11 protein-coding genes are annotated in these 14,375 nt (G+C 65.7%); 5 read left to right on the top strand and 6 right to left on the bottom strand.

Features of this window, described 5'->3' with window-relative positions:
* Positions 1-21 precede the first annotated feature (21 nt).
* Positions 22-1,704, top strand: a complete 1,683-nt coding sequence (locus AC1RR3_RS02055) for a methyl-accepting chemotaxis protein (protein ID WP_492818841.1) — start codon at positions 22-24, stop codon at positions 1,702-1,704.
* Here the strand turns inward: AC1RR3_RS02055 and AC1RR3_RS02050 are convergent.
* Genes AC1RR3_RS02050 through AC1RR3_RS02030 form a run of 5 tightly spaced genes read right to left on the bottom strand, consistent with a single transcriptional unit; the run spans position 1,701 to position 6,444 of the window.
* On the bottom strand, positions 1,701-2,612 hold the full coding sequence (locus AC1RR3_RS02050) for a polysaccharide deacetylase family protein (RefSeq protein ID WP_492818839.1): 912 nt from the start codon (positions 2,610-2,612) through the stop codon (positions 1,701-1,703). The two genes, AC1RR3_RS02055 and AC1RR3_RS02050, sit on opposite strands and share 4 nt — an antisense overlap.
* A gap of 2 nt (positions 2,613-2,614) precedes the next feature.
* The gene (locus AC1RR3_RS02045; protein ID WP_492818837.1) at positions 2,615-3,424 is read right to left on the bottom strand and encodes an ABC transporter permease; all 810 of its coding nucleotides are present in this window, start codon (positions 3,422-3,424) and stop codon (positions 2,615-2,617) included.
* Complete coding sequence (locus tag AC1RR3_RS02040) at positions 3,414-4,271, bottom strand: ABC transporter permease (protein ID WP_492818835.1); 858 nt, start codon at positions 4,269-4,271, stop codon at positions 3,414-3,416. Before AC1RR3_RS02040 ends, AC1RR3_RS02045 begins: the two co-directional genes overlap by 11 nt.
* Positions 4,272-5,321 carry an extracellular solute-binding protein gene (locus AC1RR3_RS02035; RefSeq protein ID WP_492818833.1) on the bottom strand — a complete coding sequence of 350 codons (1,050 nt, stop codon included), beginning with the start codon at positions 5,319-5,321 and terminating at the stop codon, positions 4,272-4,274.
* 1 nt (position 5,322) lies between these two features.
* The gene (locus tag AC1RR3_RS02030; RefSeq protein ID WP_492818831.1) at positions 5,323-6,444 is read right to left on the bottom strand and encodes an ABC transporter ATP-binding protein; all 1,122 of its coding nucleotides are present in this window, start codon (positions 6,442-6,444) and stop codon (positions 5,323-5,325) included.
* A 201-nt stretch (positions 6,445-6,645) separates the two neighbouring features.
* On the opposite strand from AC1RR3_RS02030, the gene AC1RR3_RS02025 reads away from it, so the two are divergent.
* From AC1RR3_RS02025 to AC1RR3_RS02010, 4 genes are all read left to right on the top strand, one after another.
* Complete coding sequence (locus tag AC1RR3_RS02025; protein ID WP_492818829.1) at positions 6,646-7,416, top strand: GntR family transcriptional regulator; 771 nt, start codon at positions 6,646-6,648, stop codon at positions 7,414-7,416.
* Position 7,417: 1 nt separating this feature from the next.
* Positions 7,418-8,086 (top strand): aspartate/glutamate racemase family protein, encoded by a 669-nt coding sequence (locus AC1RR3_RS02020; RefSeq protein WP_492818827.1) that lies wholly within the window; start codon positions 7,418-7,420, stop codon positions 8,084-8,086.
* Positions 8,087-8,213: 127 nt separating this feature from the next.
* Positions 8,214-11,519 carry an acetyl-CoA carboxylase family protein gene (locus tag AC1RR3_RS02015; protein WP_492818825.1) on the top strand — a complete coding sequence of 1,102 codons (3,306 nt, stop codon included), beginning with the start codon at positions 8,214-8,216 and terminating at the stop codon, positions 11,517-11,519.
* Positions 11,520-11,705: 186 nt separating this feature from the next.
* Positions 11,706-13,562 carry a sigma-54-dependent Fis family transcriptional regulator gene (locus AC1RR3_RS02010; RefSeq protein WP_492818823.1) on the top strand — a complete coding sequence of 619 codons (1,857 nt, stop codon included), beginning with the start codon at positions 11,706-11,708 and terminating at the stop codon, positions 13,560-13,562.
* 201 nt (positions 13,563-13,763) lie between these two features.
* Here the strand turns inward: AC1RR3_RS02010 and AC1RR3_RS02005 are convergent, their stop codons facing one another.
* Positions 13,764-14,333: a flavin reductase family protein gene (locus tag AC1RR3_RS02005; RefSeq protein ID WP_492818821.1), complete on the bottom strand. Its 570-nt coding sequence runs from the start codon at positions 14,331-14,333 to the stop codon at positions 13,764-13,766.
* Between the last annotated feature and the right edge of the window lie 42 nt (positions 14,334-14,375).

The following is a 14,375-nucleotide window of genomic DNA, read 5'->3' as shown; positions in this document are numbered from 1 at the left end:
TTTACAATTTTGCGAGCCCCGATGATTTTCTCCCGCATCAGTTTCAAGCTGGTTCTGATTGTCGGCATCAGCCTCCTCGGCATGGTCGCGCTGGCGCCGATCTCGCTTTCGACCCTGCGCACACAGATGATCGCCGATCGCCAGGCCAAGACGCAGCACATGGTCGACGTTGGCTACGGCATTTTGGCGCACTACCAGAAGCTCGAGAGCGAGGGAAAATTGCCGCGCGAGCAGGCCCAGGCCGCCGCGGTGGCGCAGATCAAGAGCCTCCGCTACGACAAGGTCGAGTATTTCTGGCTCAACGACATGGCCGCGAAGATGATCATGCATCCGATCAAGCCCGAGCTTGACGGCAAGGATCTCTCCGACATGAAGGACCCCACGGGCAATCGCCTGTTCTCGGGTTTCGTTGACGTCGTCAACAAGCAGGGCGCGGGCTTCTACAGCTACCTCTGGCCGAAGCCCGGCTTCGACCAGCCGGTCGGGAAAATCTCCTATGTGAAGGGCTTTGCGCCCTGGGGCTGGATCATCGGCACCGGCATCTATCTTGACGACGTCGACGCCGTGTTCCGCCAGGATGCGATGACGTTTGCGCTGGTGGGGCTTGCCGTGCTCGTGCTCGTGCTCGGCGCCTCCTTCGTGATCGGCCGCAGCGTCACAAGGCCGCTCGCGAAGATCACCGCGCTGACCGAGCGCCTCGCCGCCGGCGACAGTGCCTTCGAGGTGCCCTATACCGATCGCAACAACGAGGTCGGTGCGCTTGCCAAGGCGCTCGCCGTGTTCAAGGACAATGCGTCGGCCGTGGGCCGGATGCACGCCGAGCAGCAGGAGGCGAAGCAGCGGGCCGACGACGAGAAGCGCAAGACGATGGCCGATCTCGCCGGCAAGTTCGAGGCGAGCGTGCAGGGCGTGGTCCGCGACGTCTTCGACGAAGCGCGCGCGATGCAGCAGGCGGCCCAGGGCATGTCGGAGACCGCGAACAAGGCGACCGACCGCGCGAGCCTGGTCGCAACCGCATGCCAGCAGGCTTCGAGCAACGTTCAGACGGTGGCTTCCGCCGCCGGCGAGCTGTCGTCCTCGATCACCGAGATCAGCCAGCGTGTCGCGCAGGCAGCAAACGTGGCCGACAGGGCCGCCGCCGACGGCCAGCGCACCAACGACACCGTGCAGGGGCTCGCCGCTTCCGCGCACAAGATCGGCGAGGTCATCGACCTCATCAACCAGATCGCCTCGCAGACCAACCTGCTCGCGCTCAACGCCACCATCGAGGCCGCGCGTGCCGGTGAGGCCGGCAAGGGCTTCGCGGTGGTCGCGAGCGAGGTCAAATCGCTGGCGAGCCAGACCGCGAAGGCGACCGACGAGATCGGCGCGCAGATCAACGCGATCCAGGCCGAGACCAATCAGGTCGTCGGCAACATCGAAAGCATCCGCGCCACCATCATGGAGGTCAACGAGATCTCCTCGTCGATCGCCGCCGCGGTCGAGGAGCAGGGCGCCGCGACCGCGGCCATCGCTCACAGCGTGCAGGAGGCGGCCTCCGGCACCGACCAGGTCTCGCAAAACATCTCCGGCGTCACCGAAGCGACCGCCGAGACCGGCCAGGCCGCCGGCCTCGTGCTGCAGTCGAGCGGCCGCCTGACCCAGAAGCTGCAATCGCTTCAGGACGAGGTCAGCACCTTCGTTGCCGGGGTGCGCGCGGCCTAGCGCAAGGAAATATTCACAGCCTCGCGAAAATGCGCCGCGATGTCGGCGCGTGTTGCGATCCAGACGCGGCCGTCGAGCCGCGCAAGCTCCGCGAGAATGGCTTTCACGGCGCGGAAGCGTGCGGGCCGGCCACATATACGCAAGTGAAATCCGATCGACAGCATCGAGGATTGGCCGCGCTCGGCCTCTCCGATCAAGGTCGCGAGGGCAGCGCTGACGTAGTTCGAAAAGTCCTCCGGCTGCACGAAGCCGTTCGGATGGAAGAACTTCATGTCGTTGGTGTCGAAGCCATAGGGCAGGATCAGGATCGATCCCTGCGGCGATCGGCTCCAATACGGCAGGTCGTCATCGAGCGCATTGCTGTCGTAAGCGAAGCCAAGCTCGGTCAGCAGGTCGCGCGTCCAGGCGCTCTGGCTGCCCCGGGTCATGAAGCCGACTGGCGTAACGCCGGTCGCGCGGGCAATGACGTCGCGCGTCTTCTCGATGTCGCGACGCTCGGTCTCGGCATCGCGATAGAGCGCGTGCGGCAGCCAGCGCCAGCCGTGCACGGCCGGCTCGTGCCCGGCTTCGACGACGGCGCGGGCAAGCTCCGGCACGCGCTCGACCGCGCGGCCGCACATCATGAAGGTCGAGCGGACATCGGCCTCAGCGAAGGCGTCGAGGAAGCGCCACAGGCCGGCGCGTAGGCCGTAGTCGAACACCTGTTCCTGCACGAGATCGCGGACACCAGGCGGCGACGTCGAGGCGACCTCGCCATAGCGTTCGGTCTCCGCGTCGCCCTGCTCGACGGCGAGCTCGGCGCCTTCCTCGAAGTTCACCACCAGCGAGACTGCGACGCGGGCGCCGTTGGGCCAGACGATATCCGGGCGTGTCCTTCCATATCCGCGAAGGTCGCGTTCGATCGGCATCGTCAGCGGCTCCCGATCTGGCGGCTGACGCCGCCGAAGATCTCGGCGCAGACGAGGCCGGTCAGCGTCACCAGCACGATCACGCCGGAGACGGCGGCCACGCGCACGTCGAGGCTGCCTTCGAGAATCGCCCAGAGTTTTATTGGCAGCACTTCGGTGCGCGCGTCGGCCAGGAACAGCGACACCGGAACGTTGTCGAACGAGGTCAGGAACGCGACAAAGCAGCTGGCGACGATGCCGCGGCGGATCAGCGGCAGCGTGATCCGGCGGAAGGTGTACCAGCGGCTGGCGCCCAGGCTGAGCGAGCAGGTGATCAGCACCGGATTGAGCTGCTGCACCGAGGCGCCGACCATTCTGATCACGAAAGGCACGCAGATGATGGTGTGGCCGAGCACCAGCGTCGCCGCCGACAGGCGGATGCCGAGCAGGTTGAACACCAGCAGCAGCGACAGGCCGAACGCCATCGCCGGCAGCACCATCGGCGACATGAACAACGCATCCAGTGCGCGTGCGATCTTCAGCCTGCTCCGGGCGAGGCCCAGCGCCGCCGCTCCGCCCAGCACCGCGGAGAGAACCGTCGCGGCCGCAGCAACCTTGAGGCTGGTCAGCGCGGGCTCAATGATCTCCTGCGATTGCAGCAGCTCGACATACCAGCGCAGCGACCAGCTCGGCGGCGGAAACTTCAGGGTGATGCCGCCGGTGAAGGAAATGATGACGACGACCAGCGTCGGCGCCAGTAGCAACAGCATGCCGAAGCCGGTGATCGCACCGATGACGGCCGAATAGACCCGATCGACGAGGCTACGCTGCATCGACGCCTCGCACGACGCGGCGGGACAGCGCGCCGATGGCAAAGACGATGCCGGTCACGGCGAGCGTGAAGATCAGCGACAGCGCGGCCGAGAACGGCCAGTCCTGCACGCCGACCGCCTGCTGGTAGATATAGGACGGCATCAGGATGATGCGACCGCCGCCGACCAGCGTCTGGGTGATGAAGGCGGTTGCGGCCGCGGCAAAGACCAGCAGCCAGCCGGCGATGGCCCCCGGCAGCGTCAGCGGCAGGATGACGGTGACGAAGATGCGGGCGCGGCTCGCACCCAGCCCTTCCGCCGCCCGCGTCAGATTGCCGTCGAGCCGCAGCAGGCTATTGATCACAGGTAGCGCCATCAGGGGCAACTGGATCTGGGTCAACGCCAGAACCATGCCCTCCCAGGTGTAGAGCAGCCGGGCCGGCGCTTGCCACAGCCCGAGCGACAGCATCGCCGAGTTGATGATGCCGTCGCGGCCGAGAATGACGATCCAGGCAAAGGTGCGCACCACCGTGCTGGTCAGCAGCGGCAGCATGATCAGGAACGTGATCAGGGTGCGCATGACCTGGCTGCTCGCGACATAAACCAGTGCGAGCGGGTAGGCGAGGATCAGCGTCGCCAACGCGACCTCCGCTCCCAGCAGCAGCGTGTCCGACAGCACTTTAAGGCTGAACGGATCGGCGAAGAAGCGCAGATATTGCACCGCCGACAGGTTCGAGAATTGTGGATCGCGGAACAGGCTGACCAGCACGAGCGCGGCCAGAGGCAGCACGAAGGCTGCGAAGAACAGCACTGCCAGCGGAACCACCGGCAGCAACTGTCTGGATGCGCTCGTGCTGGCCGGACTCATCTAGATCTTCACTTCCTTGCTGAAGCGGGTGATCCATTCGCCGCGCATCGCCTGGAATTTGGTCCAGTCGAGCAGGACATTGTTGGCGACGAGATCATCGACGCTCTTGGCGACGGTGAGGTTCGCGCCTGTCAGAGCCACCTTGCTGTTGGTCGGCATCATCACCCAGGGCGAGGCTTCGAGCCCCTTTTGCGTATCGACCGACATCACCGTGTCGAGATAGTCCAGCACCGCCTTCGAATCCTGGTTGTTTTTCACGATCTGTGCGCTGGTGCGGATCACGACGGCGCCAGACTTCGGCTTGGCGAAGGCGATGTCGACGCCCTTGGCGGCGAGCAGCGCCACGTTGTTCCAGAAATTGAATGCGATATCGATCTCGCCCTGCTGGAACAGTGCCGCCAGCGCACCGGGCGAGGCCGCGATCGCGCCGACATTCGGCAGCAGCTTCTTGACGGCGTCGAAGGCCGGCTCGATATTGGTCTCGGAGCCGCCGTTTAGTTTTGCGATCTCGACCATGAAAGCCGTGCCGAGGCTCGAGCCGAGCCCGGTGATGCCGACGCGGCCCTTGTATTCCGGCTTCCAGAGATCCTCCCACGAGGTCGGCGGCGTCGTGATTTTCTTCGGATTGTAGGCGATGCCGATCAGCTGACAGGTGATCACGGGCGCATAGCCGTCGGGATGACGGAATGCGCTTGGAATGTCGGCATACGACTTCGACTGCTCGACCGGGAATTTTTCCAGCACGCCGCTCGCGATCGCCGGGATCAGCGGGCCCTCGTCGAACAGCACCACGTCGAACGGCGGCGCATTGCGCGAGGCCTGGATCTTGCCGATCTGGTCGACACCCAGCAGAGGCGTGAAGGTGACACCGCCGTCGCTGGTCTTCTTGAAAGCCGGCCCGACCACGGCGCGGAAGGCCTCGTCAAAGCTGCCGGGATAGGTCGTCGCCACGATCGAGGAGGCGGCGCGCGATGATGTCGGCCATCCCAGGCTGGCTGCCGCCAGCGCGGCCGAACCTGAGGTGAGCAGCGATCTCCTGTTTAGGCTCATGTCAAACACTCCTTTGCTGATGGTCTGGACCGCCGTCGACCGGCGTGCTGAAGACGCTGACGCGCGAGGTGTCGGTGATCGCGAGCCAGGCCGCTTCTCCGGCTTGCGCTCTTGCGATGCCTGCGGCGCGGGCCTGGCTGATCTTCACGGCCTCGCCGCTCGCGGTGACGCCCTCGGTGACGCTGACGGCGCCGAGCGGCACGGTGGCGCGGATCGTGACGGGAATGGCGCCGGGTCGTTCAGCGCCGAATGCGATGTTCTCGGGCCGCACCGAGATCGTCACCGGCGTGCCGCGACGTCGCTGCACGGAGCGGCCGAGATCGATCTCGGGGCCAGCATCGAGCTGCACGCGGTCGGTCTCGGTCACCGTTCCGCGCAGGAGATTGGTGTGGCCGATGAAGCTCGAGATGAAGAGGCTTGCCGGGCGATCGTAGAGTGCGTCCGGGCTGTCGATCTGCTCGATCCGACCCTTGTTGAGCACGACGATGCGGTCGGCCATCGACAGCGCCTCTTCCTGGTCATGCGTGACGATGATGGAGGTGACGCCAAAGGTCTTCAAAAGGCTCTTGATCTCGATCTGCATGTCGAGACGCAGATTCTTGTCGAGCGCCGAGAACGGCTCGTCGAGCAGCACGAGGCCCGGATCGATCGCAAGTGCACGCGCCAGCGCCACGCGCTGCTGCTGTCCGCCGGACAACTCCCCCGGAAGCCTGCGCGCGTACGCGGCCATCTGCGCGAGCCCGAGCATCTGCTCGACCTTGGCGGCGACCACGTCCTTCGCCGTCTTGCGCGCCCGCAATCCGTAGGCGACGTTCTCGAACACGGTGAGATGCGGAAACAGCGCATAGTTCTGGAACACCATGCCGATGCGGCGGCGGTTGGCCGGGATGTGCTCGACCCGCGCGCCGTCGAAACGAACCTCGCCTTTCGACGGGCGCAGGAAGCCGGCGATGATCTGGAGCATCGTGGTCTTGCCGCAGCCGGACGGACCCAGCAGCGCGATCAGCTCGCCGGCTGCGACAGCGAGATTGATCTCGTCCAGCGCAACGGTCGCGCCGAAGGCATGGCCGATGCCCCTCAGATCCAGCGAATGTCCGCGCACGTCACTCAACGTCAGCTCCATCCTTCGCATTGTCTCAGCGCGAGGAGGGTTAGCAATCGCCGTGCCAGAGCGGGCTCTTCGTTAAGATCTTGTAGATGCTGGGTTAATTTTTAGGCGCCAAAAATTGGCGCCAATTTATTGGTTATATTGTAAACAGCCTTGTGGCCAGTTTGTGCAAAAAACGGGCTCCGGCAACATTCCAGAATCCTGTAAAAGCGAGACATGAAGCGAAGCCGCCCTCTCAAGCGCAAGCCAAAGCGTCCTGAGCCGAAACGCCCGGAGCCGGAAGCCGTCGACCTGCGCAGCATCGACGACGATCCGGTGGTGCAGGGCATTTTGACCGCGATCAGCCAGAAGCGGCTCAAGCCTGGCGCCAAGCTCGGCGAGGACAAGCTCGCCGCTGCGTTCGGCACCACGCGGATTCACATCCGCCAGGCGCTGTCCCATCTCGCTTCGCGCAAGGTGGTGATGCAGATCCCCAATCGCGGCGCGTTCGTGTACCGGCCGAGCTGGGAGGAGGCCCAGGATATTTTCGCCGCCCGTCGCCTCATCGAGACCGCCACCGTCGCTGCTGCGATCGATCGGCTGGATAAGGCCGGCAAGGCCGCGCTGAAGGCGCATATGGAGCTCGAAGCAAAGCACGATCGCAACGATCGCTGGGCCTCGCTGTCGCTCACGGCGGAATTCCACATCCTGGTCGCCAAGCTCGCGGGCAACAAAGTGCTGCTCGACATGTCGCGCGAGCTGATGCTGCGGACCTCGCTGGCGATCGCAACCTTCGAGCAGCCCGGCGAGCCGGACTGCTCGCCCGACGCGCATCCTGATATCGGCGCGTTGATCCTCGCCCGCGACAAGGCCGGCGCGATCCACGCCATGTATCATCACATCGAGGAGATGGAGCAGCGGATCAGGCCGAAGGAGGGCGAGGACGAGGTCGACGAGCTCACCGCGATCTTCCAGGAAATCGGCGCCCGCGCGCGGGCGGGCGGATAGCATGGCCGCACGCCGCATTCTCCTGATCAATCCGAACAGCAACGAGACGACGACCGCGATGATGGTCGCGATCGCGAAGTCTGTGGCCGGCGACGGCTTCGACATCGCCGGCGCCACGGCAACGCGCGCGCCGCAGATGATCGTGTCCGCGGAGGCGCTGGACGCGGCCGCGCCCGAGGTCGAGGAGATCGCGCGAGCCCGTCAAAGTTCCTGCGACGGCATCATCGTCTCGGCGTTCGGAGATCCCGGCCTCGCGGGAATCAAGGCAGCGATGAAACTGCCTGCGGTCGGCATCGGCGAGGCCTCGATGCTGGATGCCGCCGAAGAAGGCCGCCGCTTCGGCGTCGCAACCACGACGCCGCTATTGGAGGCGAAGATCGACGCATTGCCGGAGGCGCTGGGATTGCGTTCGCGTTACACCGGCACGCGCTTTGCCGCGGGCGATCCGCAAGAGCTGATGCGCGATCCGGCACAGCTGCGCGCAGCTCTTGCGGGCGCGGTCGAGGCCTGCATCACGCAGGACGGGGCGGAAGCGGTCATCATCGGCGGCGGGCCACTCGGCGAGGCCGCGCGCGAGCTTCAGCCGATGTTCACTGTCCCGGTCATCGCGCCGATCCCGTCTGCCGTGGCGCGGATTATTCGCCTCGTCGAAGCGCAATCGCCTTACTGATATTCCGGCCCGCGGCACCGGCCATCGCGACGGCTTCCTCTCCCTTGACGAGTGCGGCTAAAGTGAAGAAGCAGGATCATCGAACCTGCCGACCCGCGCCAGGGCCTCGCGGGCATGGAGACGCCGCATGTCGTTCAAAAAGCTCCTGATTGCCAATCGCGGCGAGATCGCCATCCGCATCGCGCGCGCGGCGGCCGACGCCGGCATTACGACGGTTGCGATCCATCCCGCTGACGATGCGTTGTCGCTGCATGTGCGTGTTGCCGACGACGCGGTCGAAATCCCCGGCCGCGGTGCGCGGGCCTATCTCGACATCGAGGCCGTGGTGAAGGCGGCGAAGGCTGCCTCCTGCGATGCCGTGCATCCCGGCTACGGCTTCCTGAGCGAGAATGCGGCGTTTGCGAAAGCCTGCGCTGATGCAGGCATCACCTTCGTCGGGCCGAAGGTGACCGCGCTCGAATTGTTCGGCGACAAGGTCGCGGCACGGCAACTGGCCAAGCGCTGCGGCGTGCCGATCATCGCCGGCACCAGCGGGCCGTCAAGCCTCGAGGAGATCACGGCGTTCTTCACCTCGCTCGGCGGCCATGCGGCGATTGTGATCAAGGCGATGGCCGGCGGTGGTGGCCGTGGCATGCGCGTGGTGGAGAACGCTGCCGATCTCGCCGAGGCCTATGCGCGCTGCCAGTCCGAGGCCAAGGCGGCATTCGGTTTCGACGGCGTCTATGCCGAGCGGCTGATCCGCCAGGCGCGCCATATCGAGGTGCAGATCATCGGCGACCGCCATGGCGCGATCTCCCATCTCTGGGAGCGCGAATGCACCATCCAGCGCCGGCACCAGAAGCTGGTCGAGGTGGCGCCGAGCCCCTCGCTGGGCGACAGCTTGCGCGGCCGCATCATCGAGGCGGCGAAGCAGCTTGCGACGGCGGCCTCTTACGACAATCTCGGCACCTTCGAGTTCCTGGTCGACGGCACGGCGGAGGACAGCTTTGCCTTCATCGAGGCCAATCCCCGGCTCCAGGTCGAGCACACCGTGACGGAGGAAGTGCTGGGCCTGGACCTCGTCCGTGCCCAGCTCGCGGTCGCCGCTGGGAGCACGCTGGCCTCGCTCGGCCTTGCGCAGGGATCGATCCCGAAGCCGCGCGGCTATGCCATGCAGCTCCGTGTCAACATGGAGACGCTGGACGAGACGGGCGCGACGCATCCGACCGGCGGCGTACTCGCGGTGTTCGAGCCGCCGTCGGGGCCCGGTGTTCGCGTCGATAGCTTTGGCTATGCCGGCTACAAGACCAGCGCCGCCTTTGACTCGCTGCTCGCAAAAGTCATCGTGCATACGCCGGGCGAGGCCTGGCACGACGTCGTCGCAAAAGCATCGCGCGCCTTGCGTGAGTTCCGGATCGACGGCGTTGTTACCAACGTCACGTTCCTCCAGGCGGTGCTGGCGCATCCCGATTTCAAAACCAACCGCATCGCGACCGATTTCATCGACCGCAATATTGGCAAGCTTGTGGAAGCGGCGGACGGTGCGGCCAAGCCGCTCTACTTTGCGGCGGCCGAGCGAAGTGGCGGCTACAGCGCTGAGGCCCACGTTACGCAGATCGTGCCCGAAGGTGCGGTGATGGTTGCCGCGCCCTTGCAAGGAACCATCGTCACCATCCAGGTGAAGGAAGGCGAGATCGTGCGCCCCGGCCAGCAGCTCGCCGTGATCGAGTCCATGAAGATGGAGCATCTCGTCATGGCCGAGCAGGGCGGCCGGGTCATGAGGCTCGTCGCGAGCGACGGCGTCACGCTGATGCATGGCGAAGCGATCATGTATCTCGAGCCCCTCGATGTCGCGGCTGACGCATCGGCTGCGGAAGCGGACATCGATCTCGACCACATCCGCCCCGATCTCGCCGAGCTGATCGCGCGCCAGGCCAACACCCTCGATGCGAACCGCCCGGCCTCGGTCGAGCGCCGCCGCAACACCAACCAGCGCACCGCGCGCGAGAACGTCGCCCAGCTCGTGGACGACGGCTCGTTCATGGAGTACGGCAGCCTTGCGATTGCGGCGCAGCGCCGCCGGCGCAAGCTCGACGACCTCATCAAGAACACGCCGGCCGATGGTCTCGTCATGGGCGTCGCCACGGTCAATGCCGGGAAGTTCGGACCTGAAGGTGGCCGCTGCATCGTGGTGGCCTATGACTACACCGTGCTCGCGGGCACGCAGGGCCATATGAACCACAAGAAGATCGACCGCATGCTGACGCTGGCGGAAGACTGGCGCGTGCCCCTGGTGTTTTACGCCGAAGGCGGCGGCGGCCGTCCGGGCGACACCGACCGGCTCGGCATGACCGGTCTCGACGGCCCGTCCTTCGTGCAATTCGCACGGCTCTCCGGTCTCGTGCCTATCATTGGCGTGGTCTCCGGCTATTGCTTCGCCGGCAATGCCGCGATGCTCGGCTGCTGTGACGTCATCATCGCCACCAAGAATGCCTCGATCGGCATGGGCGGCCCGGCAATGATCGAAGGTGGCGGGCTCGGCGTCTATCATCCGGCCGAAGTCGGTCCTGTTACGTTCCAGTCGCCGAACGGCGTCATCGACATCCTGGTCGAGGACGAGGAGGAAGCGACGTCCGTCGCGCAAAAATACCTGTCCTACTTCCAGGGCGCAGTGACGGAGTGGCAAGCCGCCGATCAGCGCCTGCTTCGCCGCGCGATCCCGGAGAATCGCCTGCGCGTCTACGACATCCGCAGCGTCATCGATCTCGTCGCCGACAAGGATAGCGTGCTGGAGCTGCGCCGTGACTACGGCGTCGGCATGATCACCGCGCTGATCCGCATCGAGGGAAAGCCGTTCGGCTTGATCGCCAACAATCCGCGCCATCTCGGCGGCGCGATCGATGCGGATGCCGGCGACAAGGCCGCGCGCTTCCTCCAGCTCTGCGACGCTTTCGACTTGCCCATCGTCTCGCTCTGCGACACGCCGGGCTTCATGGTCGGCCCGGAAGCGGAGAAGACCGCGATCGTCCGCCACGTCTCGCGCATGTTCGTGACGGGGGCGAGCATCACCGTGCCGCTGTTCGGCATCGTGCTGCGCAAGGGCTATGGGCTGGGTGCGCAGTCGATGATCGGCGGCGGTTTCCACGCCTCGTTCTTCACCGCGGCCTGGCCGACCGGCGAGTTCGGCGGCATGGGCCTGGAGGGCTATGTCCGCCTCGGCTTCCGCAAGGAGATGGAGGCGATCGCCGATCCTGAGGAGCGCGAGACCTATTACCGCAACAAGGTCGCCGAGCTCTATGCCAACGGCAAGGCGGTCTCGATTGCGTCCGTGTTCGAGATCGACAACGTGATCGATCCCGCCGAGACGCGGCGCTGGATCATGGCGGGGCTCCGTTCGGTGCCGAAGCCGCCGGCGCGGACGCAGAAGAAGCGGCCGTGTATCGATACGTGGTGAGGGCGGTGCAGCAATCTTAAGTCTCTCCGTCATTTCGGGGCGATGCGAAGCATCGAACCCGGAATCTCGAGATTCCGGGTTCGGCTCTTCGAGCCGCCCCGGAATGACAGCGAAATCGGTTCCCGATTGACATCCCCGCCTGTGGTGCCAGACTTTGCACAATAATACAGGGTGGAGACGTCCGCGATGGCCAGCCTTTCGGCCTCGAACCATGTCGCCCGTGTCTTGTCCGTCGCCAATCATGTGGCCGACGTCGACGCTTCGTCGCGGATCGCCAATTCCTGGCGGCGCTGCCTGATCAGTCACAAGCTCGATCCCGCCCGCCAGGGTCCGCCGCAGACGCTCACCGAGGCCGAGATCCGGCATGTCGCCGAGCCGATGGAGGAGACGATCCGGCTTGCGATGCCCGAGCTCGACGATCTCGCCCGCGTGCTGCGCGACGCCGGCTACTGCGTCAACCTGGCTGACACGAACGCGACCATGCTGTTCAGCCGCTTGCCGGGCGAAGCCGACGCCAGGATGTTCCTGGACTGGAAGATCTACACCGGCTCGAACTTCGCCGAGACCTTTGAGGGCACCAACGGGCTCGGCACTGCGCTCGCCGAAGAGAAGCCGATCCTGGTGCATCGCGACGAGCATTTCCGGGCGCAGTGGCACATGTTCTCCTGTGCCGTGGCGCCACTGTTCGACCAGGCCGGGCGGCTTGCGGGAGCCATCAACATCACCTCCTGCCGCGAGGATCTCGAGCGCGCCGCGCATCAGCTTGCGCTCGCGGTAACGATGAAAGCGACGCGGCGGATGGAGGGCGCGATCTTCCGCGGCCATTTCCGCAACGCCTGGATCGCCACCGTGCCGGGTGATGGCGGCAGCGGCCTGCTCGCCTATGACGACGACCGCCGCATCGTCGGCGCCTGCCGCTCCGCGCGTGCGCTGCTCGGCCTCACCGACGGCCTGATCGCCTCCGGCATCGATCTGTCGCGCTACATCAAGTTCGATCATCACGCTGCGCGCAGTGCCGACGATGTTGTCGAGCTGCGTCGCGCCGACGGTAGCCCGCTCGGCCAGGGCCATGTTGCCCCGCCGCTGCGCGCAAGGCCGTCCACGCAGCGTCGTGATGTCCCTGTTGACCGTTTCGACGCCCTGCATCGGCTTGCCGGCCGCGATCCCGGCTTGATTAGAAGCGTAAAACGGCTCAGGAGCGTCGGCGATCACAATCTGCCGGTGCTGCTGTGTGGCGAAACCGGTGTCGGCAAGGACGTGTTCGCCCGCGCCATCCACGCCGCGAGCAACCGGGCGCGCAACAATTACGTCGCACTGAATTGCGCGGCGATGCCGGAGAGCCTGATCGACGCCGAGCTGTTCGGCTACGAGGCCGGCGCTTTCACCGGCGCGCGGCGCGACGGCTCCAAGGGCCTGATCGTGCAAGCCGACGGCGGCACGTTGTTCCTCGACGAGATCGGCGACATGCCGATCGCGTTGCAGACGCGCCTGTTGCGCGTGCTGGAAAACCGTGAGGTCTGGCCGCTCGGCGCGCTCAAGCCGGTGCCGGTCGACATCCGCCTGATCAGCGCCACGCATCGCGATCTCGGTCGCATGGCGGAGGAGGGCGCGTTCCGCGCCGATCTCTATTTTCGTCTCCGCGGCATGGAGGTGAAGCTGCCGGCCCTGCGCGACCGCGCCGACCGGGACGACATTATCCGCCAGATCGCACGCGAGGAGGCGCCGGATTGCCGCCTGTCGGACGAAGCGTGGGTGTTGCTCGCGGCCTATCCATACCCCGGCAATATGCGCCAGCTCCGCCACGTGCTCAGGCTCGCCGGCTGCACGGTGGAGGACGGCGTCATCACCGATGCCGATCTCGATCTGCCGCCGTTTGGTGGACGTGCCCAGGAGCCCGATCTCGCGGCGGCCGAGCGCACGACGATCATCGATGCCCTGCGCAAGCATGGCGGCCGGGTGACGGAGGCAGCGCGAGCGTTGAAGCTGAGCCGTGCGACGCTGTATCGCAAGATCAAGGCGATGAAGATCGAGACTGCGCAGTAGCGCTCAGCTGCATGCGGCGAGTGTTCTTACCCTCTCCCCTTGTGGGAGAGGGTGGCTCGTCGCGAAGCGGCGAGACGGGTGAGGGGTATCTCTCCGCGATTCACCGCCATTTGTGTGTGCGGAGACATACCCCTCATCCGGCGCTTCGCGCCACCTTCTCCCACAAGGGGAGAAGGGAAAGGCACTGCCGATGTCTACACTTCACGAAAAATCGCTCCAGCTCAGGTGCCGCGAATCGAGGTCGCCGACTGTCACGGTGCCGCGGATTTCGCGAGGAACGTGGAAGCTGCTGCGCAGATACACCAGCGGCGCGGCCCCGTCGGAATGCGAGACGCCGCGCACCTCGCCGACGAAGATCGAATGCGTCTTCGTCTCGAACTCTTGCGCCAGCTCGCAATCGAAGGCCGCGACCGCATCCGTCAGCACCGGCGCGCCTGTGGCTCCCCGTGTCCATTGCCCGAACGCAAAGCGATCGTCGCCGTTCACGCCTTTCTGGCCGCTGAAGGTGAGCGCCAGCAGCGCGTGGTCCTCGTGCAGAAAGTTGATCGCGAAGGCGCCTTCCTCGCGGATGCGCTCATGCGCGCTGGCGTTGCGATTGACGCACACGATCAGGGACGGCGGATTGTCCGACAGCGAGCAGGCCGACGTCACCGTCAGGCCCGTGCGCTTGCCGTGCTCGGCGCCGACCGTGACCAGTGCGACCGCGCCGGCACATTGGCGCATCGCCTGCTTGAAATCCTTGGCGTCGAAAGGACTGGCGTCGACCGTCACGCGGAAATCTCCGAAACAGGTGCAGGTGCGGCACGTTCGCGC

It is taken from the genome of Bradyrhizobium sp. GW821-FHT13H05 (genome assembly GCF_058804065.1).
The sequence above is the reverse complement of the archived record's forward strand: the minus strand, read 5'-3'. Positions and strand labels throughout refer to the sequence as shown.

Coding starts and splice junctions, on each gene's coding strand:
- AC1RR3_RS02055 (WP_492818841.1), top strand. CDS start 22: ATGATTTTCTCCCGCATCAGTTTCAAGCTGGTTCTGATTGTCGGCATC.
- AC1RR3_RS02050 (WP_492818839.1), bottom strand. CDS start 2,612: ATGCCGATCGAACGCGACCTTCGCGGATATGGAAGGACACGCCCGGAT.
- AC1RR3_RS02045 (WP_492818837.1), bottom strand. CDS start 3,424: ATGCAGCGTAGCCTCGTCGATCGGGTCTATTCGGCCGTCATCGGTGCG.
- AC1RR3_RS02040 (WP_492818835.1), bottom strand. CDS start 4,271: ATGAGTCCGGCCAGCACGAGCGCATCCAGACAGTTGCTGCCGGTGGTT.
- AC1RR3_RS02035 (WP_492818833.1), bottom strand. CDS start 5,321: ATGAGCCTAAACAGGAGATCGCTGCTCACCTCAGGTTCGGCCGCGCTG.
- AC1RR3_RS02030 (WP_492818831.1), bottom strand. CDS start 6,444: ATGGAGCTGACGTTGAGTGACGTGCGCGGACATTCGCTGGATCTGAGG.
- AC1RR3_RS02025 (WP_492818829.1), top strand. CDS start 6,646: ATGAAGCGAAGCCGCCCTCTCAAGCGCAAGCCAAAGCGTCCTGAGCCG.
- AC1RR3_RS02020 (WP_492818827.1), top strand. CDS start 7,418: ATGGCCGCACGCCGCATTCTCCTGATCAATCCGAACAGCAACGAGACG.
- AC1RR3_RS02015 (WP_492818825.1), top strand. CDS start 8,214: ATGTCGTTCAAAAAGCTCCTGATTGCCAATCGCGGCGAGATCGCCATC.
- AC1RR3_RS02010 (WP_492818823.1), top strand. CDS start 11,706: ATGGCCAGCCTTTCGGCCTCGAACCATGTCGCCCGTGTCTTGTCCGTC.